Raw genomic sequence first — 22,410 nt, 5'->3', positions numbered from 1 at the left:
GATAATGGAATCAATAGAACACTATTATAAAAAAATAGCAGAATCAATTAATGAATTAATACCGTGTGATTGGGATAAAGTTTGGATGTATGCAGAAATACTAGATGATTCGGCTGGAATTACATTTTGTTTCAACGAGACTAATAGTGAAGAGTATGTTTATGGACATGAAATTCCACTTAAATATAATGTAAGTAAATCAACATACATTCACTTATTATACGAACTCAGTAAAATTTTTGAAGAATTGAAAAAAGCATATGTACAAATTAATTTAGGTGCTTGGACAACAGCTACCCTCCAATTAGATAAAACAGGTAAATTCTCAATTAATTATGGCTATGAAGATATTTTATCTATAGGGCTTTATGGTATCCAGAGAAGAGCTGTATGGGAGTATAAAACGTTCGGGTTTTTACCCGAAGACGAGAAAGATAAAGAAGCCGTGCTGAATTATCTTAAAAATAAAGAAGAAAACAACTAACACACTGCCCTCCAAAATAAAGGAGGGTTTTTGTATTAGATATGAATTGGCTCTAGAAAAAGTAGGCTAAGAAGATCCAACTTGTTCCGACTGACTTACATAAAAATGTGCCACATATTGGTGGAGCATCAGACTTAAGAGGAGGCTACAAAAATGATTTTTCAATGGATTAAAGAAAAACTTGATCAATACACTATTGATATCAGATCAACCAAAACAAATAGTTTATTATACGAAATGAATAAAATAGAAGAAGAAAACGGATATCACATTTCTTCTGATTATAAAAGTTTTATTAATGAATACGGGGAATGTTGGATTGAGGACAATGTATATACCTCTCTAAGAGAAAAACCAGTTTGGTTAGTTGGTGAATCAGTGCCAGTCGAATTGTTTTATGGATTGGAACAGAATGATTATGATATACGAGAAGCCATAAAAACATATAAAGAACAATTACTAGAACAAATAATTCCTATCGCAGACGCAGATGGCGGAGACCTAATTTGTTTAGATGTTAGTGAAATAAATCAAGGGGAAATTTATTTTTGGGATCATGAACTTAGAGATAGAGACCAGGATCTGTTCCTGATTGCTGATACTTTTACTGGGTTTATTGAAGGGTTATTTGTTGTTGAAGATGATGATGAAGATAGTGATACAGAAGATATTGATATCCAACTTAGTGACGATCTCATAAAAATGTTAAAGGAGAGAGACTAAAAGTTATACAAACTATCTATGAATGTTGCTTTTAATTTAATGACATTTAAGTTTAAAGGTTGCTGAAATGCATCCTTTTTAATTTAAAAAACACCAAAAAGGGGTGCCTTAGTTTGAATTAGCTATAGAACGCAAAGCATCATCATAGTCAGCTAGATCATAATGAGGATTTGCTTTTAAAAATGTATACTTAACAGTTTTATCAGGATTGCTCAAAAAGTATTCAGCAAGTCTTATAAGCGCAGCACGAATATCTTGGTCGTTGATATCATTAAAATCAAAGTATTCACATTCGCCGAATCTTGCTTTATAAAGACAAATTTTACTGAATTCAATGTCATCGAAAGGAAGGCTTTCTGATACGTTATAGTTGTGCTCTATTTCCTTTAAAAGTTGATTAAGAAGGAAGTATCCAGTTAGCTGAAGAACGTCCGCAGACTTGTATCCCACATCTTTAACCACTTTGAAATCATATAACACATCATCAACTAGAATATCTGCATCTTAGGGAAGCAACCCCAAAGTGAGGATTGAAAACTACTTTGCTGTCTGTTTTAACAAATCCACTGCTAATGAATTTTTCTTCAAATGTCTCCATTAATCCAGTGAGTTCATTAGTTAACATGTCTATTTTTTGTATATCGAAAATATCAGCCTCAGTAACCCCTGGCACATTCGCTCTAGAATATCTCTCTAGATTCCCAAGTTTTAAGGCGGTCACACAAACATCACTATTTAATGCTAAATCACCTTTGACATACATATCAATTCCTTTTTGAATAGACGAATAATATTTATCTTCTAAGCCATTATTTCCAGTGTCTTTCTGCAATTTTTTTAGTCCTTTATAGGCAACAAGTTCTTCGAATCTCATTTTTTTATTTATTATTTGGGCTATTCTAAACCTTGCCAAGTAATCAAAGGCAGTCCCTATTAAGCTTGCATCAGATGATTTCTCCAATGTGTATGGCACTAACATTTCATACTCTTTAGAAAAGGGATTATTCCCACTTGCAGTCTTGAAATCTTTCTTTTTAGGCGCAATAGCAGCAACTATTTCTTTGAATTGTGTTACTTTGCTTAAGTTCGATGTAAGTGACATTGTTAACCTCCTAATTGTTATACATAAATTAACAGAAGGATAGAATTTGTATACCAATTTTACATCGAACAAAAGTTCTGAAAATACATTGATAAAGAACGTTTGTTCTGTAACTATTTAATCATTCAAGAAGGAGTGATTAAATGCTTAGAGACAGAGGTGCGATTAAATGGACAGCTATGATGTTACCTGAGCATGTTGCACGACTTAAGCATGATTTAGCAGAAACGAAAAAAATAGATAAACCAATTATAGATGAACAACAAGCAGAAGAGTTTGAAGCAACAATTGCTTACGCAATGAGTGTTAACAAGCCGTTAATTTTTTCAATTTATGAGTCAGGAATTGTCAATAAACTTAAAGGTTTCACACAATACATCAATTACGAAAAAAAGGTGCTGCATATAAAGGATATGTCAGATGATATTCACTTTATTTTATTAGATGATATAGTGGGAGTTTCTTATGATTGATTACACCAAGTTTCCACGTCAAAAATACTGTGTGTAGACATGAAATCCTTCTACGCTTCCATTTCAGCAGTTATGATATTAGAGTGTTATTTAGCTGTAGTTGGCAACACAGAGAGACAGGGGAGTGTCGTGTTAGCAGCAAGCCCTAAACTCAAACAAGATTTTAAGATTAAGACAGAATCGAGGCTATTCGAGATTCCCAATGATTCAAGAATCCATATAGTTAACCCTAAAATGGATACCTTTATAAACGTTTCAACGAAAATCACTTAATTGTTTTATCGTTACGTTCCAGATTGTGATGTTCACACTTACTCCATAGATGAATCCTTTTTAAAAGTTGATGGTGTTATGAGAATGTGGAACAGTGTTGAAGAAATAGCAGAACACATACAGGATGCTATCATGCGGAAATTTGGCTTACCTTGTACAATTGGGATCGGTGACAATATGCTGATCAGCAAACTTGCTTTGGATTTAGAAAGCAAGAAAGCGTCAAATGGTATCGTCAGATGGAGATATGAAGACATTCCAGAGAAACTATGGCCAGTTAGACCAATCTCTAAAATGTGGGAAATTGGGAGACGAATGGAACAAAATTTGAATCGAATGGGAGTATTCACAGTTGGCGCATTAGCTAAATATTCACTTGAAACTTTAGAAAAGAAGTTCGGAGTGATGGGGAATCAGATGTTCCACCATGCTTGGGGAATTGATTTATCTGAAATAGGTGCACCAGTGTTACAGGGACAAGTGAGTTTTGGGAAAAGTCAGATTTTACTCAGAGACTACACGACAAAAGATGAAATAAAAGCAGTCATTCTCGAAATATGTGAAGAGGTTGCTAAACGAACGAGGGATCATAACAAAGTAGGAAGAACGATTAGTTTAGGTATCGGATATAGCAAAGAAGAATATGACGGTGGGTTCCACAGAAGCAAGACAATTGAAAGTCCAACCAATATCACTATGGACATCTATAACACGTGTACGGAGTTGTTTAACACGTTATATCAGCATAAGACGGTCAGAAGTATTTCAGTCACATTAGGGAAAATTGAAGAAGATGCCAATCAACAGTTAACTTTATTCGATGAAAGAGGATTAGAGAAAAAAAGACAGTTGGGTTATGTTAAGGATGGCACTAGAAATAAATATGGTTCAAAAGCATTGTTGAGGGCTGTTTCATACACGAAAGGCGGTACTGCATTGCACAGAGCTGGTTTAACTGGTGGTCATAGAAGCTAATATTGAAAATATGCATTTTTTCAGTTATATATAAGTAATACTGCATTAAATCACCAATCATTTGCTGATTTGTTCACATGTTATAATTTTGAAAGTGACAATATTGTTATATAGATACAGTAATTGTCACATAATATTGTAGTGAGCCTTTATTATAATATGATATGTTAAAGATGTAAGGAAAAAATAATGGATGTCTAAAAAGCATCTCAGATAATGAAGTTATTATACGTATGCAATTTAGAATTTAAAAGGAGTGAGCAATGAATAAAAGAATAAAGAGTTTAGATTTCATTAGAGGTTTTGCAATAATATACCGGCATTATGTTTTACTGGGATTTATTGTTGTGGTTTTATATGGATTATCATCTAGTATATTAATAAACATAGCCCTAAGCATTATGTCTGTTTATCTTATTAGTGTTATTATAAAAACTTTTCGTGTTTATGGGATGAGATTTTATCGTGAATGACAGTATACAAATTCTTAACTTCTTCATAGTAGGATTATATATGGTTAAAAGTCGGTATATGTACAGTGAAGATTCTACAGTTTGAAAAATAAATAGAAATAAGTATATATTCTTATCAAGTGTGTCAATAATGATTATTGTTGTAATTATATATACAGCAATTTATTAGATTAAAGAGGAGAATAAAATTATGAATAAGTTTGCATTAATATTATTTTTAGTTATTTTAGGAATGGCATCATTCGGAGGGTATTATTTATTTTCTGATCAAGGTTACTATAAAACAAATGATTATTATATTTATAATACTGAAGACCCTAAAATAAAACATGAGACAAATGATCAAGGGAAGTCAATCAAGTATTATATTTATGAAGTATCAGGTTATAAAGATGGTAAGAGTGAAAATCTTAAAGTGAGCTTATTGAATCCAATTAAGAAGAATCAAGCATACCTTGTTAAATGGGAAGAAAGAAGGTCTATAGTAAGTAAGATTGAAGAAACATCTAAGTCTAATTTTGAAAAAAATAAGAATCCATAAACATTATAGCATGTTTATGGATTCTTAAATAATTATGAATTGGAGAATATTATGGATATATGGCTGATTTTATTTTTATGGTTTCTATTTATATTATCAGTAATCAGTTTAATACTATCAATATTGTATGATCGAAGAAATATGATTAACGGTTTTTTAGTAATAACCTCCGTAGTTTTATTTCCCTTTAGCCTCATCTCATTGCTGGGTAAAGTTTCTATAATCCCCATTCTAGGCGTACTTTTACTAGTTATCCTTATGGTCTTCTATTTAAGTTTTTTATGGTGGTTTTTACCTTTTCTTTTATATAATGGAATCAAAGTAAGGAAATTAGAAGGTAAAAAGTTTGCAAATAGCTTAACATTAATCGTTTTAGTTAGTTTAATCTTATATATAGTATGTATTGCGATTTTAAATAATTATCAGTATATTAGGGAGGTAGGGTTTATTAGTATTGGAATTACAATCGTTTATACATATTTTATAGTACATATTATAGTTTTTGTAAATACATATTTTTTGCAAAAGTTACCTATAATTGAACGGCCTGATTTTATTGTTGTCTTAGGTAGTGGCTTAATAAATGATAAAGTACCCCCTTTACTAGCAAGTAGAATTGATAAAGCTATAGAAATCCGTAACAAATATGAGAATAATGAAAGTATTAAAATAATATTTTCTGGCGGCCAGGGAGAAGATGAAAGTTTACCCGAAGGGAAAGCAATGGCAAACTATGCTAAACAAAAAGGTTTAAATGATAATGTCATAATAGAAGAAACACGCTCTAAAACAACGGAAGAAAACATTCTTTATTCAAAAGATATAATGAGTAGATTGAGTAAAAACTATAAGGCTGTACTAGTATCGAGTAATTTCCATATATTGAGAGCGTCTTTAATAGCTAAAGAAATGGGTTTAAAAATATATGGTTATGGTTCTAAGACAAAGCTTTATTTTTGGATAAATGCCTTTATAAGAGAGTATGTAGCTATTATAAGTATGAAGAAGCGACAACATTCATTAATTATTGGTATAGTTATGATCTCAACAATTTTAGCTGTTTTAATAAGTATAATAGCAAGAGTTATATATTAAGGAAAAGACGTAATATCTTTAATTTATTCCGTGATGCAGCGGTGGAGAGGGGGACACTGTTTATTTCATTCGTTAACATCTCAGTAATTCGAAGTCTTCGAGAACATATTTTAGGTGAATCAGAAGAAGCTGTATTCAATTATTTAAAAAATAAAGAAGATAACTAAAGTACAAAACCCTCCAATTTAAGGAGGGTTTTGTCATTATGTTTCAAAAAACCTCATTCCATTATCTAAACTGATAAACCGTCACCTCACAATCACCCAGTACATCTTCAATCATCTCTTCCACAATCGTCCAATCGCCACCCGCCAGTCCACAGCCGATCCCGTAAGGAATGGCGATGGACGTTTGGTTTGAATGGGTTACTGTGTCTTTTAGGCTTTGTAAGCAGCTGCGTAAGGCATCGTAATCCGTTTGCATTCTTTTTCTTCCGTATCCGGTTTGAGCGAATAGGTTGGCAATTGTTTTTCTGTCATTTGTTGAGATGAGTTGAACGGAACTTAGCAAGTCATCTACTTGTTCTGTACATAATTGTTTATACTCTTTGTATACATTGGGGTATTTGCTTTTGATTTGTTTGGCTAATCCAGCGCCCATGACGCCTTTACAATTCACCTGGTGACAGATGATGTCTTCACTTGCCTCTAAAATGTTGCCATCCACTGTTTTGATCATATCGTGTAACCCCTTTTTCATTAAAATAGAAACATAGGTTCTATTTTATCAGTTTTGATCAAATTATTTAATAGCAAAATATTTTTAATGAGTTTCATTTATTGAAGACAGTTTACGATAACTTGATTGTCAAAGTCTGTCCATGTCATCTAAAATATGGAGAGGCTAGAAAATACGAAATGATGCAAAGAGGAGTTATTTATGAATCAAATAGAAACGAATCGTTTAATTCTTAGACCGTTTTGCGATGAAGATGCAGCAGGAATGCTTGAGTACTTGTCTAATCCAAGAGTAAATTGTTTTCTCACTGATCGAATTTCTACATTAGAAGAAGCTTTGGCTATCGTGCAAAAGAGAAAAGAAGATCATTCATATATAGCGGTTTGTTTAAAAGAAAGTGGGCAGACGATCGGTGAGTTGTTTCATTTAAAAGAGGAGCCTGATACGTATTCAATCGGCTGGAATTTCAATGAAGCTTATGAAGGAAAGGGATATGCACGAGAGAGTGCTGAAGCATTTTTGTCCTATTTGTTTGTAGAAAAGAGAGCAAGGCGGCTTTATGCTTATGTAGAAGATGATAATGTCCGTTCCCAGGCATTATGTGAGCGACTATGCATGCGAAAAGAAGGCTTTTTTCTTGAGTTTATTTCTTTTACTACATATGAGGACGGCACCCCTAAATATGAAAACACGTACCAATATGCTTTACTTAAAAAGGAATGGGAGCAACATCACTCTCTTTAGACCAGAAAGTGAATAATGTTTAGTGATAGCAAAGTGACAAACATGTCATATGATTCCATAGTTTGTTCGTTCATTCGATGGAGGAGTTATCTTATTTCATTTATCCTTGTCATAAATCGGGGAAAAAGGAATGAAATGAGATGCGGCGATTCAATGAAGATTTATTTAGGTGGGTGAATCAGCTCAGTATTGATCATGGTTACTTGAATCCGATATTTATTGGACTAGCTGAATATACAGTGCTGTTAGCAGCGCTCATGTGTCTGTTTGTATGGTTTCAAAATCGCAGCAGGTACAATAGGGCGATGGTCGTATCTGCCGGACTGACCTTCATATTAGCAGAGTTACTTGGGAAAATCGCAGGGATCTTTTATTTCAATCAGCAGCCCTTTGCAGAAATGAGCCACGTCAATCTTTTGATTCAAAAGGAAGTGAATAACTCTTTTCCGAGTGATCATACCATCTTTATTTTTTCTGTTTGTCTAATCTTTTGGCTCTTTCACAAACGCCATGTTTACTGGCTGCTCATAGCGTGCGCCGTTGGTTTTTCAAGGATTTGGGTCGGTGTCCATTATCCATTTGATGTCTTAGCAGGTGCTATCATAGCGAGTTTAACAGCGGTCACTGTTGTCTATTTGCCGATATGCCAAAGGAGCGTGAATGCCATCTTGTCTTGTTATGAGTGGCTTGAGCAGAACGTTGTAAGGAAGAGTACAAAATAACATGTTGTAGTAAAATGCCCCGATCTGTTTATGGCTCAGATCGGGGTTCTTTTTATTTTCGCCAAAACGTTGTACAATCCGCTTTGTCTTCGATATTAAATTCGATGATTTTCTTTAGGAGAGGATAGTCAACTGGCAAGCTTTCCTTCATGCGAAACATCTTTTTTCCATGATCGTAACCCGCTTGTACAATGTCAGCTGAAAAGTGTTCAATTCCTTTACCTTCTGGTGCGACAGAAATGTGATGTTTTGCCACGCTAAACCCAATAATAAATGTGCCATGGTCTGTGAACATGGGCTGATTCCAAGCAATTCTTGGCTCTAGTTCAGGGAATGTGTCTAATATCCATTGTAAAATGTCTTGCGTGCGTTGCTTCAGCTCTGGATTACCAATGTTGCTTACATATTCTTCAAACACATGCATGATGTTTTATCCTCCCATTCCATTTACCTCATAAGCCTCAGACGGGATTCGAACCCGCACCCCTTTCGTAAGCATAGGCTAGGGGCAACACGCTTCCCTACGGAATTTCACCGACAGGAATTTCACCTGTCTCAGCTCGTGTGCTTTTCGGTGCTTCTGAAACCCTTGCCTTGCGACCCGTTAGCTACAATTTGTTTTACGGCGCTCTTCCCTTCTAGAGCTACTGAGGCGCGGAAGTTATTGTTCATATTATATAAAGAAACTGGATAAATGAAAAGCTGCGCTGATAATTAGTTACTGATCTTTAGGCGAATCGCACAAAATAGTCAAAGGCACATATGATAAAAGACCATATGGATTTGTATACAGCATTGAATTGGGCTGATGGAAAGTGACAAACCTGTTGATGAGTAAACTGAAAGAGATAAACAATCAAACAAAAAATGAAAGCTTTACTCACAAGCGTTCAATGAGTCCTCCTTTTTTGCTACTCATGGAAGATGGAGAACCTTTCTACTCATGGGTGTTCTTTGAAAAAAGTGTGTTTAAGACTTGCTATTTTTCTCTGCTTTCCATCAATGAAGAACAGAATTGTGTGGTGCTAGAGCTTCTTGTCCCATGCTGCATGCGATCGACATGTTGTCAGAAAGTTTTATATCGATCCAGTTCAAAGATCCTTGTTGATCTTTCTTTTTTATGCGGAATGATTGAAGCAGATCTGCCCGTCTATGATGCACTCATTTTAAAGAACATAGAACCTCACCACATCCTTCTTGGTTTTTCAACATCGCCCAGTTCGGTTGAAATCTGGCGGAATGGAACAAAATTACTCAATACAGCAACAGTGGTTTTGCATCATCATGATGATCAAGATGTGCCAGTTACTATCACGATTCAAACGAAAAGAGCATGTCATGATATATGTGTTCAAAAGGGAGAAAGTCGCTCGATTACTGTCAAAGATATGATGTTGATTTTCAACCATCAAACCGTTGAAAAGGTGCAAGCATGCCTAGACATTCAATTGAACATGGTGCAAAGGAAAAAAATAAGGCTGTGAGTCTGGGATAATCGCACAATCTTCGTAGATCACTAGATCATAGTCTATCAAGAATAGGTTGAAGGAGGGTTAAAATGGCTATATTAGGCGGGTGTAGTAATGAGCAAACAGGATTTGTGAATGATGCGGTATGTTTCACAGTCGATTTAGCAGCAGCAGCGGATCCAGTAGTCGTTTGGACGGATGGAACACCATTTGTCATAAACGGGACCATTATGGTGGAAAACAACGGAATCGTGGCTGTAGCTCCAACTGTGACATTAGAGGTCAACGGTGCGGCTGTTCCAGACTTCACTGTAGCTCCAGGAGAGAGCCAATCCATTACACTTAGTGATCTGAACTCCATTGGGATTGTAGCTACTGGTGGGACCTCGACTGGGAGTATTGTCGTTTCTTTTTCTCTCAATTATCAGTATTAGTGTGTATGTCTTGAAGATTCCACAGTTTGAAAGAAGTGAGAGGCATGTGCGCCCAGCTTAATATGTGTGGAGGAATAACGGGTCCAACAGGCCCGACGGGAGCAACAGGTGCAACAGGAATAACCGGAGCAACAGGCTCAACCGGAATAACAGGTTCGACGGGAGCAACCGGAGTAACCGGAGCAACGGGGGCAACAGGCGCAACTGGAATAACAGGTGCAACAGGAGCAACTGGAATAACAGGTGCAATAGGAGCAACAGGAGCAACAGGTGTAACGGGAGCAACCGGAGTAACCGGAGCAACCGGAGTAACCGGAGTAACCGGAGCAACAGGCTCAACCGGAATAACAGGTTCGACGGGAGCAACCGGAGTAACCGGAGCAACGGGGGCAACAGGCGCAACTGGAATAACAGGTGCAACAGGAGCAGCCGGAGCAACGGGTCCAACTGGGTCAACCGGAATAACGGGTCCAACAGGCCCAACAGGTGTAACTGGAGTAACCGGCGCGACCGGCACAATTGTAACCGCTAACTCAATGTACGCATCCAATACGTCGGGAAGTACAGTGCTTGTTGTCTTAGGCGGAACAGCGGTTTCTTTGCCTAATAATCAGAGCTTAGATGGTTTTACAGCAAGTGGAGGAAATACGATTTTTACAGTGCCAGTCTCAGGTCGCTATTTCATCACATATCAAGTGAACACAAATGCAGCGCTGCTTGCTGGAACAAGGCTGATTAACAGCGGATCTGCCATTGCTGGTTCTATATTAACACCCGCTTTATCGGCATCTACCTACAATGTCTCACTTATTACAACACTTGCAGCGGGTAACCAAATTTCTCTCCAAATTTTCGGTTTAGTCGCAACAGTGGTGTTACTTGGGGGAGGGTCTGTTGGAGCGGCACTTACCATCATACGATTGGAATAAGAACTAAAAGCCCAAAAAAGGGCTTTTTTTTATTTCATCACGAGGGTGACTGGTTACTTTAAAATTGAAAAAAGGCGGAATTTTTACGCAAACTTCATTGACTAGAAGAAAGAAACGCATTTTCAAAGGAAACGGTTATTGAAGATTCAAGTGATTCATATTAAAATGATCTCAAATGGACTAATTAGCAATTGCTAATAGAAGTTCCATATTTAGTGAAATCATGTGTTGCAGCTGAAGGTGATTGGGGGTGTAGAATGAGCAAGATTCCTTTTGCGGAATTGGCATCATTATTAAATGACTGGAACATGGAAATTAAAAAAGATCATGCAGATGAGGCAGAACGGCTATTTGCTAAAGCGAAACAAGCAGTAGAGGAAATTGATGATGCGGACATCCTGATGTATTATTCTCTTCTTGAGAAGAGGCATCACATTCTCATGTACAATTTAAGAGGTCAAAAGGGCAGTGTTTCAACCAAAAGTATAGAAAGTCTTCACGGAAAAAAAGAGGAGGACTTATCTAACCGACTTGCCTACTATTTTGATTTTTATGAGGGTGTGTATGAGCAACATCAAGGGAATTACGAGGTTGCATTGCAAATGTATCAAAGTGCTGAAAAGCTCTTAGATAAAATTCCAAGTGAGATCGAACGTGCCGATTTTGATTTTAAGGTGGCCTGGCTTTACTACCGGCTTAGTCATATCATGCTCTCATTAAGCTATATTCGCAGAGCTCTTCACGTTTATAAACGGCATAAGCATTATGAAAGAAGAACGGCACTTTCGTATTCTCTCATAGCGGCGAATCAGACAGAGATCGGCCGGTATGAAGAGGCACTTGAAAATTATCGTCTGGCGGAAGAGGTTTTGACAAGCGAGCAGGATGATTTTATGCTGGCTCAGCTTCATCACAATGTGGCCATTTTGTATTCATTTTGGAACAAACCGAAAGAGTCAGTACGTCACCTTGAAAAAGCATTGTCTCATCAAGAATATTACGAGTCGGATTTCTTTTTCCATTCTACGTATCTGATTAGCCGGGAACTCTGTGTGATTGGTGAAAAGCAGCGTGCAAGCCAATATATAGAGGCTGCGTATGCGAGAATAAAAGATGCTTCTCATGAAGTGTTTCAGCTGAAAATAGGCATCGTCCATGACCTTTACTTAACGAATGCACCACAAAGATTTCAGCAAATTGATGAGAAATTAAGAAAGTTAGAAGAGAAGAATGAATATCATGAAGTAAAAGAGCTTTCACATTTTGCGGCTAAGTATTGTGAAAAGCAAGCACTTTATGAGCAGTCTGTTTTTTACTTGAACAAAAGTTTAGAAGCGGATTTACATATGAAAAGAATGGGGTTGATTTAAGATGAAAACAGGTCTAAAAGTATTATTCGTTGTAGGTTTAGCGATCGCTGCGTCAGTTCTGACTCAAAACGTTGCGGGTTCTTTCGAAGTAGCAGAAAAAATCATTGGTGGCTAATCCACTATGTATCTCTTGCCCTTGTTGATGATCGTCAGCAAGGGTTTTTTTATGTGGTTAATAGGCTCTTCTTATTAAACGCTACAAGAACGTTTAATAAGAAGAATTCGCAACAAAGGGGGTGTGCAAATTTGTTACCTGCCCCATTATTCTAAATAAATATAGGGCAAGGCAACAAGTTAAAAAGGTCACCTTTCTTTGCTTAATTTAATTTTTTGCAGGACTTTTCATTCAAATTTTCTCGAATTGGTCTATTGTACATAGAAGTAATAGAAAAAGCCGGAACACCGCTCCATTTGTCATGCATATGATGTGATAGGTGTTAGCCGAAGGCAGGTGATTGTATGTATCCACGAGTATACGGAGGCTTTCATGGAGGCGGTTTTAGCGGCGGAGGAGCACATATTGGGCCGGTTGGTTCTCATATCGGCTTTGGCGGGTATTATGTGAGCCCTGGTGTGTTCTTAGGTTTAGGCGGTTTCCCTGGATACGGTGGATTCGGGACATTTTCTGGATATCCGTACGGCTCCACGTTCATTATGGGGCGTCCTCCTGGTTTTTATGTAAGAAGTCATTAGTGTTTCATTACAGTGATTGAAATAGCCATCTAATGATTGGCTATTTCAATTGATGAAAGTGCTTAATTGAAGCAGTTATCACAATGATGCCAAGGATAGAGATAGGCAGCCAAATGATGATAAACGGGTCGAATGCATCTGTGTATGCCGCTAAAGCAGCACCTAAGCAGTAAAAGACAATAGAGCCTATTCGCATGAAACTGACATGCTCAATGGGAGCTTTTCTTTTTTCCCGATGTGAAATGCGCTGAGCCAAATCCTCAAATAGGTTAGCGAGTGTACTTGTTAGAACCGTTGTGGAAATGCCAGCCACATTTAATTTGCGGGCGGCCGCTGTCTGCAGGCCCATGGCCATACTTAAAAGGATAATCAGCATAAAATAAGCACCTTGTGTATAAGGGAAAATGGTCATGAGAGCAAATAGAAGTAGTATCATGACTTCTATGATAAAGATACGTGTAACGGCTTTTGGCCAAAACGTTTTCTCATGCTTACCGCCTATCACAACAGCTAGTAAAACCCCTAAAACAAATCCACTTAGTGCGGTGATGGAATGAAGGGCCGTAAGCTGCAAGGAGCTTCCTGCTGCAATGCCAAGCAGCACGATATTACCTGTCATATTGGCTGTAAACACATGCCCTAAGCTCAAATAGCCAATCACATCCACAATACCTGCTGATAGGCACAAGAAAATAAGTGCGATATTTCGAAATGAATGTGCGGTCAAAATGGTCATCCCTTTCTTACTCTCTAATGAATAAGTGTAACGCTTAATGACCGCGTATGTCCATCTTATGTGCTGGGATCATGTCCTCAAGTCGATGCAAAACTTGTCTGAACGTGTCATCATTTACAAGGTGCCTCATGCGGCGGAATGGATCGCCTTTTTCCTTTAGACGCTCTATCACAGATGGCATGGTAAACAAAGAAGGGTGAAGTCCATCTTGATGGAGTTCGTCCCATTCAAGCGGTGTCGCTACAAGTCCAAGTTCATTTCCTCTCGGTGAATAAGGCGCAATGATTGTTTTTCCAGCATCGTGCTGAATATAGTCTAAATACAAGCGATTGCCACGTTTTTTTTTAAGACGTTCCAAAGTAAATAACTCAGGTGCTTGTTCACATAAAAATTGACATATAAACGCGGTAAATGTTCTCGTTTCTTCGTATGTGAAGGCATTTTTCTTTAATGGAATATAAACTTGCAGTCCTTTACCACCGCTTGTTTTAATAAAGGCTGTGAGAAAAAGACCGTCTAAAAGCGTTTTGATTCGCTTAGCAGCTTCTATGGCTAGATGAAACTCGTTAACAGACGGTGGGTCTAAATCAAAGACGATTTCGGTTGGCCTGTCCGTATCCCTTGTTTCAAAAGGAATATGAAATTCCATTGCCAACTGGTTGCCGAGCCAAAGAAGCGTCTGAGGATCATTACAAACTGTGTAAGCAATATCATCAGCTTGATCGGTCAACACATAATCTGGCGCATAATCAGGTGTCGACTTTTGATAAAAGAATTCATCCCCAGCACCATGAGGAAACCGAATTAAAGTCAGCCGTCTTTCACGTAAAAAGGGCAAGAGATAAGGAGCAGCTTGTCTCAAATAAAGTAAGTAATCTGCCTTATTCAGATGAAGAGCCGGCACAATTGGTTTTTCAGGATGAGTGATCTCAATGACAGTAGGAAGAGGATATAGCTGTTTGAGCATTTGCTGAAACGTACACGCCGTTGGATCAGTATCCAGTAAAAAGGAAGAAAAACGTGGCTCTCTTAAGGCGGACCCATCAAAGGAGATACAAGCAATGCTCGCGACGATAGATGGTGGGATTTCATATGCTGATGCCCCTGTTTGCTTGCCATTTGTCTGAAAGAGTGTACGTAGCGTTTGTTCTTCTTCTTTAGAAAATCCATGCTTGAATTGGACAACCTCAGTGAGATGATGATCTTGATAAATACAGCCCTGAAAGTAGCCATTTTCTTTATCAAAACGAGTCACAATGACAGAAACATATCGCCAGTTTTTGACTTTGAGCCATTCTTTTGACCGGGTATGGTCGTGCCATTTACTCGTCCTTTTTTTCGCAACAAGTCCTTCTGCAAGATAGGTCGTCATCAGTTTTTTCATATGTTCAGAATTTGTGTCTGTATGAATGAGTTGAAGAAGGGAAGGGTGCTCAAGCTGAACAGATGACGGGAGTTTTGCTGCTTTGAAAACTTGCTGTAATTGTGTTTTCCTTTCCATCAACGGCAAATCAATGAGAGATTTCCCTTTGCATCTTAATAAATCAAATGCGATCAAATGACATGGAAACCGCTCAGCCTGCAGCTTAATCGCCTCTTTGTTTTTCAGCCTGCCCCTTTGCTGAACCCTCGCAAAGTCGCTTTGTTGTTCATCCAGCAAAAAGACCAATTCTCCATCAAACGTCAATGGTAATAAAGGAGCAAAATGATCCCTTAATTGTTCGCACTGTTCAATCACCTCGGGAAACTGTTCGTTTAATCGTTTTCCGGCTCTGCTTTCTAAATGAATTTCGTTTTGATCCCACGTCAGAATGACTCGAAAGCCGTCATATTTTAATTCATACACCCAGTCTGCACCGGTAGGAACATCATGTGCAGCCGTTAATCGCATAGGTTTCATTTGTGCATGTCACTTCCTCATATGATGTGTTCTTAGAGTGGGATGAAATTTTCATTCGCATACATAAGTCTGACGAAAACATTGCATAGTAAGGAGAAAAGAACGGAGGCGACGCGATGCATACGGTTTGGAAAGGCGGCATTAGCTTTGGGCTAGTCAATATTCCAGTGAAGCTGTTTACCGCTACAGAGAACAAAGATATTAAATTAAGACAGCTGCATAAAGAGTGTCACACGCCCATTAACTATAAAAAGGTTTGTGCCAACTGCGGGGAAGAGGTGGCACCAGAACAAATTGTAAAAGCGTACGAGTATGCAAAAAACAAATTCATTGAATTAGACGAGGAAGAGCTTGAAAAACTTCGAAAAGAAAATGAAGAAAAAGCCGTTGAAATCATTGATTTTGTGAAGATAGAGGAGATTGATCCAATCTATTATGAAAGAAGTTATTTTTTATCACCAGATACCGGCGGTGCGAAAGCATATTCATTATTAAGAAAAGCTTTAGAGGAATCGGGGAAAATTGGTGTGGCAAAGATTATGATCCGCTCAAAGGAGCAATTAGCGATCGTTAGGTGCTATGAACATATTTTGCTGATGGAAACCATTCATTTTCCAGATGAAATTAGACAAGTATCAGATGTACCGAATATCCCCCAAGAAGAAAACATTGTGAAAAAGGAGTTAGATACAGCCCTTCTTTTAATCGAACAGTTAACCACAACTTTTGATCCAGCAGCCTATCAGGATGAATACAGAGAACAGCTGATGAATTTAATCGGAGATAAAATATCTGGAGAACATACCGTTCAGCCAGAAACGACAGGTAAAAAAGATCCGGCATCCAATGTGACGGATTTAATGGCAGCTCTTCAGGCTTCAATCGATCGATCAAAACCAGCCAAAGCGAAAAAGGCAGCGCCTAAAAAAAGAAAAACACCAGCGAAAAAAGAAAAGAATGCATAAGAAAAGACCGCTCATGGGCGGTCTTATTGCGGTTTTAACACGTCTTGAATGTTCCCATCTTTGCTATGGATAACAACGGAAGTCCCTTTATTAGAGGCAATCTCCTTTGCCCGGTCGATTGCTTCTTGTTTCGTTTCTTTGATCTCACTTGCTCGTTTTGCTTTCTCTGTTTGAACCGCCCAGCCTTCTTCGTGTTTGACGACATGCTGCGCATGATCCATAAGTTCTGGTCTTGCGGAGCTGCTGTCTTTAGATGGCGTCACAGAACCATGAGCTGTGAAATCCTCGATCTCTTTCTCCGTTGCGTTCTTTTTCCATTCTTTCGCTTGACTGATTGCAATTGGAATGGCTCTACTTTCGTCATAGCCTTCCTGTATCATTTTATTAGCAATCTCAAGTGCTTTTTTTCGAATAATGCGGTCTAACGATTGAAATGAAGCCGGATAATCATTCATCGTCCAAGGCATATAAAACGCTCCTTTCTTTTATTTGAACACCTTCCCCCATCTGTAATGGATCAAACATATCATTTTTCTCAAACCAATGAAGGGGATAAAATACATCGTTTTACTGAGGCGGAATTTTTTCAAACCCCGCAGAATAGAAGGTAGAAAAGGAGTGGTTTTGATGATGATAAAAGGTTTGTATGAAGCCCATTTACCTGTGAGTGACTTGAAGGCGTCGATTGCGTTTTATGAAAAATTGGAATTGACACTTGCTCACGAAAATGAACGAGTTGCTTTTTTATGGATTGAAAAAGGAAAGAGCTGGCTTGGCTTGTGGAAAGTAGATATCAATGACTTCCCGTATCATCCTTCGACCCGGCACGTTGCTTTTCAAATTACAACGTCTAGTATCGAACAAATCAAGGCTTGGCTAGTTGAAAAAGGCATCGGTGTTCACCCAATGTTTGGCTTTTCAGAAGAGGAGCAGCCTTTAGTTCTTGATAATCCGCCGCAATTTCATGCAGCGATCTATTTTCTTGACCCAGATGGGAATCTACTTGAATGCATTGCGCCGCTTGAGCTTGATACAGAAGAAGACTACGATATCATGACATATGAAGACTGGGATCGAAAGAAAAATCCGTATATTGATTGACAAAATCACTTATTGTAACTATATTGATTACAACGGTGGTGAAAGATTGTGAAACAAATTAGCAGTAGGTATCCGATTGCTGTTCATATTATGTCATTTATTGCAGGTGTACCAAAAGAGTGTACAGGAGATTTTATTGCAGAAAGTGTGAATTCAAATCCAGCCATTGTTCGAAAAATGATGGCAATGCTCAAACGGGCGGATCTTATTGAGATACGACGCGGAGTAGGCGGTGCTTACTTAAAAAGGCCGGCAGAGGAAATCACGCTATTAGATGTGTACCGTGCTGTCGATGTAAGCGAGGATGAAGAATTGTTTAACTTTCATCAGCCAGTCATCGCATGTCCAATTGGTCAAGCGATGGATACAAGACTGAGAAGTGAACTAAAAGAAGCTCAAGCAGCGCTTGAAAATCACCTCAAACAAGTGACAATCCAGCAATTGTTGACAGAGGCGGAATAAAAAGCTCGTACATTAGAGCTTTTTTTACACCTTTGTTGTAACCATTTTGATTATAACGAATACACATCACCGTTGAACAAAAAATGAGGAGGTCAAACATTATGAAGTTATTAGTAACAGGCGCAACAGGACAGCTCGGATCGCTCGTTGTCCAGCATTTACTTAAAAAGGTACCAGCTGAACAAATTGCGGTGAGTGTTCGAGATCCGCAAAAAGCAGCACATTTAAAGGAAACTGGGGTAGATGTACGCCACGGAGACTTTACTCAGCCAGACACCCTTAAGGCAGCCTTTCAAGGCATTGACCGCCTTCTGATCATTTCAACAGCCGATGGAGACCGCGTCGAGCAGCATACGGCTGCCATCCAAGCGGCGAAAGCAGCTGGTGTATCCTTTATTGCATATACAAGCGTTGTGAATGCAAGAGAGAGTCAGCTTGTCCTTGCACATGACCACGCAAAAACTGAAGAAGCTATTGTTGCCTCCGGCATTCCTCATGTGTTTCTAAGAAACAACTGGTATGTAGAAAATGAAAAAGATACGATACTAGCAGCCGTGAGTGGCGCACCATTTTTAAGTCCAATTGGTGATGGCAAGGTTGGCTGGGCAACAAGAAATGACTACGCAGAAGCGGCCGCAAATGCGTTAACACTTTCTGAACATGACAAGGAGACATATGAACTGTCAGGACCTCTTCGGACGCATACTGAACTTGCTCACATTGTTAGTGAAGTGAGCGGAAAAGAGATCAAGGTGGAGCAAATTGATGTCGACACATTTGGAGAATTTTTAGCTTCTAATGGTGTACCAAAAGAAGCGGTGCCATTTGTCAAAGCCATTCAAAGCGGGATTCGCGATGGTGCATTAGCCGTTGAAAGCCATGATTTCGAAACCTTATTAGCCAGACCCTTAACACCTATTAAAGAAAAAATTGGTGAAATGATTTCAAAATAAACATCAAAAACGCCCAATTAAAAGGGCGTTTTTTTGTCCAAATTTAGACAAATCACTTCGTTGAAATTTCAGAAATTTGGGATTAAAATGAAAATAAGACTTGTTATTTCGTCATCAGAGGACCAAATTGATGAATCAAATTGCAGCAAAGAAGGGAAGTTCGCCGATGAAAGTCCATTTATTCGTTACTTGTTTAATTGACACGATGCAGCCAAATGTAGGAAAGGCGACAGTGGAAGTGTTGGAAAGACTCGGTGTTGAAGTGGAATTTCCAGAATCACAAGTGTGCTGCGGACAGCCAGCCTTTAACAGCGGCTATACAAAAGAAACCATTAAAGCAGCAAAAAACATGATCAAAGCCTTTGAAACAGCTGAATATGTCGTGACGCCGTCAGGTTCTTGTAAGGCGATGTTTTTAGAATATCCTCAACTTTTAAAAGAAGACCCAGTGTGGTCAACACAAGCTGAAGCACTTGCTGAAAAAACATATGAATTAACCGAGTTTATTGTTGATATATTACACGTCACAGATGTAGGCGCGAGCCTGAAAGGCAACGCAACCTATCACACATCCTGTCATATGACGAGGCTGCTGCGAATTAAGGAAGCCCCTTTCACACTGTTGTCAAATGTCAAAGATTTGTCGATGACACCATTGCCGCGCGCAGAAAATTGCTGCGGATTTGGAGGGACCTTTTCAGTAAAAATGACACCTATTTCTGAGCAAATGGTCGATGAAAAAGTCCAAAGCATAGAGGAGACAGGCGCTCAATACATCATTGGTGCCGACTGCGGCTGCCTTCTCAATATTGGCGGGAGACTGAATCGTCTTGATAAACCCATTCAAGTGATGCATATCGCAGAGGTGTTAAATAGCCGCTGAGTTTAAGAGGGGGAACGGCACATGAGTATGAAAATTGGAGCGAAGGCCTTTAAAGAACGAATCGGGGAAGGATTAGAAGATACAGTTATGAGAGGAGCAGTCTCCTCAGCGCAGGAACGCCTGTATGAAAGGCGGCTATCTGCGAGCGAAGAGCTTGGTAACTGGGAAAAGTGGCGAGAACTTGGCGAGGAAATCAGGCAACATACGCTGGCGCATCTCGACGACTACTTATACCAATTAAGTGAAAGCGTTAGTGCACGCGGAGGACATGTCTTTTTTGCAAAAACAAAAGAAGAGGCATCAGCGTATATTCAACATGTGGCACAGAAAAAAGAGGCCAAAAAGATCGTTAAATCAAAATCAATGGTCACAGAAGAAATTGAAATGAATCAAGCCCTTGAAGAGATCGGCTGTGAGGTGGTGGAAAGTGACCTTGGCGAGTATATTTTGCAAGTAGATGATCATGAACCCCCTTCACATATTGTGGCACCTGCTCTTCACATGACAAAAGAACAAATACGAGAAGTCTTTCACGAAAAGCTCGGATATGAGATGTCAGAGACACCTGAAGATATGACGAGTTTTGTGAGAGCTATATTACGTGAAAAGTTCCTCGAAGCAGATATGGGTGTCACCGGCTGTAATTTTGCTGTCGCCAATACAGGTTCCATTTGCCTTGTGACAAATGAAGGGAATGCGGATCTAGTCACGGCTATCCCGAAGACACATATCGCCGTTATGGGCATGGAACGGATGGTTCCAACGATGGAGGAACTAGATGTCCTCGTTGGTCTTTTGTGCAGAAGTGCAGTCGGTCAGAAATTAACGAGTTACATTTCTGTCGTCGGACCAAAAGGAGAAGAAGAAGTCGATGGACCAGAAGAATTTCACTTGGTCATTGTGGACAATGGGCGGTCCAATATATTAGGTACGGCCTTTCAGCCTGTTCTCCAATGTATTCGGTGCGCAGCCTGCATCAATGTGTGCCCAGTTTACCGGCATGTGGGCGGACATTCATACGGATCGATTTACCCGGGGCCAATTGGTGCTGTTTTATCACCGCTTCTTGGCGGCTATGATGACTATCAAGAGCTTCCCTTTGCATCCAGCCTTTGCGCAGCCTGTACAGATGCTTGCCCAGTAAAGATCCCGCTTCACGAGTTATTAATAAAACATCGACAAGTCATCGTTGAAAAAGAGGGAAGAGCGCCTAAAGCTGAAATGATGGCGATGAAAATGTTCGGAATGGGCGCATCGACTCCCGGGATGTATCAATTCGGAACAAAAGCAGCCCCTCTATTGATGAATCGTATGGCTTCAAACGGACAGATTTCAAAAGGTATAGGTCCTTTAAAGAATTGGACAGATATTCGTGACCTGCCAGCTCCAAGTAAAGAAAGATTCAGGGACTGGTTTAAAAAGAGACAGAAGGAGGAGCAGTGATGAAGGGAACCATTTCTCACCGAGAATCGTTTTTAACTCATATCCGTCAGCAATTAGGAAAAGATTCATCCTCGTCTGCCTCTATTCAGCGTCCGGCTTGGAAGCATCAAGTTCAGTGGGAAACAAACGGACTTTTGTCTAAAGAAGAGCTAGTCGAGCAATTGAAGATGCAATGTCAACGAATTCACACAAGAGTGGTCGAAACAACCCCAGAGGAAGCGCCCTCTGCACTACGATCATTGATGACAGAGTATGGAGAGGGTTCTGTGATGACATCGGGCGATCATCGTTTTGAACAGTATGGATTTTATCCGATGTTTGACAGCTTGCAGCACGAAGGATTCGCAGTCACAAGCTGGAATGCTGAGGCATCAAGGGAAGAAAATATCAGGCTAGCAGAACAAGCGGCGTATTCGGTTGTATTTAGTGATTACACTTTAGCAGAATCAGGGACGATCGTCCTTTCATCCCATCAGGGCCAAGGAAGAGCACTGCATTTTTTACCGATGATGTATATCGTGTGTATTGAAAAAAGCACGGTGGTTCCGCGGATGATTCAAGCTGTTTCGACTCTCAATCGCTTGGTAGAAGAAGGAGAGCAGGCGAAAGGTGCGATTCATTTCATATCAGGTCCGAGTAACTCTGCGGATATTGAGATGAATTTGGTAGTAGGGGTTCATGGTCCCGTTCGGGCGGTTTATCTATTGATAGATGATGAATAGGGCTTTCGAGATGAAAGCCTTTTTTCATGCAAAAAAGCTTACATAAGTTTAAAAATCATCTTGCCTC

The 22,410-nt window shown here is 39.1% G+C and carries 27 protein-coding genes and 1 pseudogene; 21 read left to right on the top strand and 7 right to left on the bottom strand.

What is annotated here, in order from left to right:
* The first annotated feature begins 4 nt into the window (after positions 1 to 4).
* The 3 genes from GPS65_RS13525 (at position 5) to GPS65_RS13515 (ending at position 1,207) form a co-directional block, all read left to right on the top strand.
* On the top strand, positions 5 to 484 hold the full coding sequence (locus GPS65_RS13525) for a TIGR01741 family protein (RefSeq protein WP_144456635.1): 480 nt from the start codon (positions 5 to 7) through the stop codon (positions 482 to 484).
* Positions 485 to 558: 74 nt separating this feature from the next.
* Positions 559 to 657 (top strand): HNH endonuclease, encoded by a 99-nt coding sequence (locus GPS65_RS19895; protein WP_144456656.1) that lies wholly within the window; start codon positions 559 to 561, stop codon positions 655 to 657.
* A complete protein-coding gene (locus GPS65_RS13515; protein ID WP_144456633.1) occupies positions 638 to 1,207 on the top strand; it encodes an SMI1/KNR4 family protein in 570 nt (189 codons plus the stop codon). The genes GPS65_RS19895 and GPS65_RS13515 overlap by 20 nt, the downstream gene beginning before the upstream one ends.
* Before the next feature lie 108 nt (positions 1,208 to 1,315).
* Here the strand turns inward: GPS65_RS13515 and GPS65_RS13510 are convergent, their stop codons facing one another.
* Positions 1,316 to 1,657: a hypothetical protein gene (locus GPS65_RS13510; RefSeq protein WP_144456631.1), complete on the bottom strand. Its 342-nt coding sequence runs from the start codon at positions 1,655 to 1,657 to the stop codon at positions 1,316 to 1,318.
* Between the two features lie 34 nt (positions 1,658 to 1,691).
* Positions 1,692 to 2,309, bottom strand: coding sequence for a hypothetical protein (locus GPS65_RS13505; RefSeq protein ID WP_144456629.1), 618 nt, complete (start codon positions 2,307 to 2,309; stop codon positions 1,692 to 1,694).
* A 143-nt stretch (positions 2,310 to 2,452) separates the two neighbouring features.
* Between GPS65_RS13505 and GPS65_RS13500 the strand changes: the two genes are divergently transcribed.
* The 4 genes and pseudogenes from GPS65_RS13500 to GPS65_RS13485 all read left to right on the top strand — a co-directional run bounded on the left by GPS65_RS13500 (position 2,453) and on the right by GPS65_RS13485 (position 6,139).
* The gene (locus tag GPS65_RS13500; RefSeq protein ID WP_144456627.1) at positions 2,453 to 2,782 is read left to right on the top strand and encodes a YolD-like family protein; all 330 of its coding nucleotides are present in this window, start codon (positions 2,453 to 2,455) and stop codon (positions 2,780 to 2,782) included.
* A pseudogene (locus GPS65_RS13495) lies at positions 2,775 to 4,030 on the top strand (Y-family DNA polymerase). Before GPS65_RS13500 ends, GPS65_RS13495 begins: the two are co-directional and overlap by 8 nt.
* 663 nt (positions 4,031 to 4,693) lie before the next feature.
* Complete coding sequence (locus tag GPS65_RS13490) at positions 4,694 to 5,044, top strand: DUF1093 domain-containing protein (protein WP_144459880.1); 351 nt, start codon at positions 4,694 to 4,696, stop codon at positions 5,042 to 5,044.
* A 51-nt stretch (positions 5,045 to 5,095) separates the two neighbouring features.
* Positions 5,096 to 6,139: a YdcF family protein gene (locus GPS65_RS13485; protein WP_144456625.1), complete on the top strand. Its 1,044-nt coding sequence runs from the start codon at positions 5,096 to 5,098 to the stop codon at positions 6,137 to 6,139.
* Between the two features lie 228 nt (positions 6,140 to 6,367).
* On the opposite strand, the gene GPS65_RS13480 is transcribed toward GPS65_RS13485, so the two are convergent.
* Positions 6,368 to 6,817: a macro domain-containing protein gene (locus GPS65_RS13480; RefSeq protein WP_144456623.1), complete on the bottom strand. Its 450-nt coding sequence runs from the start codon at positions 6,815 to 6,817 to the stop codon at positions 6,368 to 6,370.
* 201 nt (positions 6,818 to 7,018) lie between these two features.
* On the opposite strand from GPS65_RS13480, the gene GPS65_RS13475 reads away from it, so the two are divergent.
* Both GPS65_RS13475 and GPS65_RS13470 read left to right on the top strand, forming a co-directional pair.
* Positions 7,019 to 7,561, top strand: coding sequence for a GNAT family N-acetyltransferase (locus tag GPS65_RS13475; protein WP_144459879.1), 543 nt, complete (start codon positions 7,019 to 7,021; stop codon positions 7,559 to 7,561).
* A gap of 140 nt (positions 7,562 to 7,701) precedes the next feature.
* Positions 7,702 to 8,283, top strand: a complete 582-nt coding sequence (locus tag GPS65_RS13470) for an undecaprenyl-diphosphatase (protein WP_144456621.1) — start codon at positions 7,702 to 7,704, stop codon at positions 8,281 to 8,283.
* A gap of 52 nt (positions 8,284 to 8,335) precedes the next feature.
* Here GPS65_RS13470 and GPS65_RS13465 read toward each other — a convergent pair whose 3' ends face one another.
* Complete coding sequence (locus GPS65_RS13465; RefSeq protein ID WP_144456619.1) at positions 8,336 to 8,707, bottom strand: iron chaperone; 372 nt, start codon at positions 8,705 to 8,707, stop codon at positions 8,336 to 8,338.
* Between the two features lie 406 nt (positions 8,708 to 9,113).
* Between GPS65_RS13465 and GPS65_RS19650 the strand changes: the two genes are divergently transcribed.
* From GPS65_RS19650 to GPS65_RS13440, 5 genes are all read left to right on the top strand, one after another.
* Positions 9,114 to 9,767 (top strand): CotZ-related putative spore coat protein, encoded by a 654-nt coding sequence (locus tag GPS65_RS19650; protein ID WP_144459878.1) that lies wholly within the window; start codon positions 9,114 to 9,116, stop codon positions 9,765 to 9,767.
* Between the two features lie 74 nt (positions 9,768 to 9,841).
* Positions 9,842 to 10,186 carry a DUF3992 domain-containing protein gene (locus GPS65_RS13455; protein WP_012010072.1) on the top strand — a complete coding sequence of 115 codons (345 nt, stop codon included), beginning with the start codon at positions 9,842 to 9,844 and terminating at the stop codon, positions 10,184 to 10,186.
* Between the two features lie 44 nt (positions 10,187 to 10,230).
* Positions 10,231 to 11,115: a BclA C-terminal domain-containing protein gene (locus tag GPS65_RS13450; RefSeq protein WP_161985492.1), complete on the top strand. Its 885-nt coding sequence runs from the start codon at positions 10,231 to 10,233 to the stop codon at positions 11,113 to 11,115.
* 257 nt (positions 11,116 to 11,372) lie between these two features.
* Positions 11,373 to 12,485, top strand: coding sequence for a Rap family tetratricopeptide repeat protein (locus GPS65_RS13445; protein ID WP_012010074.1), 1,113 nt, complete (start codon positions 11,373 to 11,375; stop codon positions 12,483 to 12,485).
* A gap of 459 nt (positions 12,486 to 12,944) precedes the next feature.
* The gene (locus GPS65_RS13440; RefSeq protein WP_161985438.1) at positions 12,945 to 13,178 is read left to right on the top strand and encodes a hypothetical protein; all 234 of its coding nucleotides are present in this window, start codon (positions 12,945 to 12,947) and stop codon (positions 13,176 to 13,178) included.
* 40 nt (positions 13,179 to 13,218) lie between these two features.
* Here GPS65_RS13440 and GPS65_RS13435 read toward each other — a convergent pair whose 3' ends face one another.
* A complete protein-coding gene (locus GPS65_RS13435) occupies positions 13,219 to 13,914 on the bottom strand; it encodes a YoaK family protein (protein WP_012010076.1) in 696 nt (231 codons plus the stop codon).
* A gap of 34 nt (positions 13,915 to 13,948) precedes the next feature.
* Positions 13,949 to 15,814 (bottom strand): DNA ligase D, encoded by a 1,866-nt coding sequence (locus GPS65_RS13430; RefSeq protein WP_144456611.1) that lies wholly within the window; start codon positions 15,812 to 15,814, stop codon positions 13,949 to 13,951.
* A 116-nt stretch (positions 15,815 to 15,930) separates the two neighbouring features.
* Here GPS65_RS13430 and ku point away from each other — a divergent pair, with 116 nt between their 5' ends.
* A complete protein-coding gene (gene ku / locus GPS65_RS13425; protein WP_012010078.1) occupies positions 15,931 to 16,779 on the top strand; it encodes a non-homologous end joining protein Ku in 849 nt (282 codons plus the stop codon).
* 23 nt (positions 16,780 to 16,802) lie between these two features.
* On the opposite strand, the gene GPS65_RS13420 is transcribed toward ku, so the two are convergent.
* Positions 16,803 to 17,246, bottom strand: a complete 444-nt coding sequence (locus GPS65_RS13420; RefSeq protein ID WP_012010079.1) for a DUF2188 domain-containing protein — start codon at positions 17,244 to 17,246, stop codon at positions 16,803 to 16,805.
* Between the two features lie 160 nt (positions 17,247 to 17,406).
* Between GPS65_RS13420 and GPS65_RS13415 the strand changes: the two genes are divergently transcribed.
* The 6 genes from GPS65_RS13415 to GPS65_RS13390 all read left to right on the top strand — a co-directional run bounded on the left by GPS65_RS13415 (position 17,407) and on the right by GPS65_RS13390 (position 22,343).
* Positions 17,407 to 17,880, top strand: a complete 474-nt coding sequence (locus GPS65_RS13415; protein WP_049754904.1) for a VOC family protein — start codon at positions 17,407 to 17,409, stop codon at positions 17,878 to 17,880.
* Positions 17,881 to 17,928: 48 nt separating this feature from the next.
* Positions 17,929 to 18,342, top strand: coding sequence for an Rrf2 family transcriptional regulator (locus GPS65_RS13410; RefSeq protein WP_012010081.1), 414 nt, complete (start codon positions 17,929 to 17,931; stop codon positions 18,340 to 18,342).
* Between the two features lie 101 nt (positions 18,343 to 18,443).
* Positions 18,444 to 19,295 carry an SDR family oxidoreductase gene (locus tag GPS65_RS13405; protein WP_012010082.1) on the top strand — a complete coding sequence of 284 codons (852 nt, stop codon included), beginning with the start codon at positions 18,444 to 18,446 and terminating at the stop codon, positions 19,293 to 19,295.
* A gap of 166 nt (positions 19,296 to 19,461) precedes the next feature.
* Complete coding sequence (locus GPS65_RS13400; RefSeq protein ID WP_012010083.1) at positions 19,462 to 20,178, top strand: (Fe-S)-binding protein; 717 nt, start codon at positions 19,462 to 19,464, stop codon at positions 20,176 to 20,178.
* A gap of 21 nt (positions 20,179 to 20,199) precedes the next feature.
* Positions 20,200 to 21,621 (top strand): LutB/LldF family L-lactate oxidation iron-sulfur protein, encoded by a 1,422-nt coding sequence (locus GPS65_RS13395; protein ID WP_012010084.1) that lies wholly within the window; start codon positions 20,200 to 20,202, stop codon positions 21,619 to 21,621.
* Positions 21,621 to 22,343 (top strand): LutC/YkgG family protein, encoded by a 723-nt coding sequence (locus tag GPS65_RS13390; protein WP_012010085.1) that lies wholly within the window; start codon positions 21,621 to 21,623, stop codon positions 22,341 to 22,343. Before GPS65_RS13395 ends, GPS65_RS13390 begins: the two co-directional genes overlap by 1 nt.
* Positions 22,344 to 22,410 lie beyond the last annotated feature (67 nt).

The sequence above is a fragment of the Bacillus pumilus genome (assembly GCF_009937765.1).
Taxonomy (GTDB): Bacteria; Bacillota; Bacilli; order Bacillales; family Bacillaceae; genus Bacillus; species Bacillus pumilus_O.
Note: the sequence above shows the minus strand (reverse complement) of the source record. Positions and strands in the feature narration are given on the sequence as shown.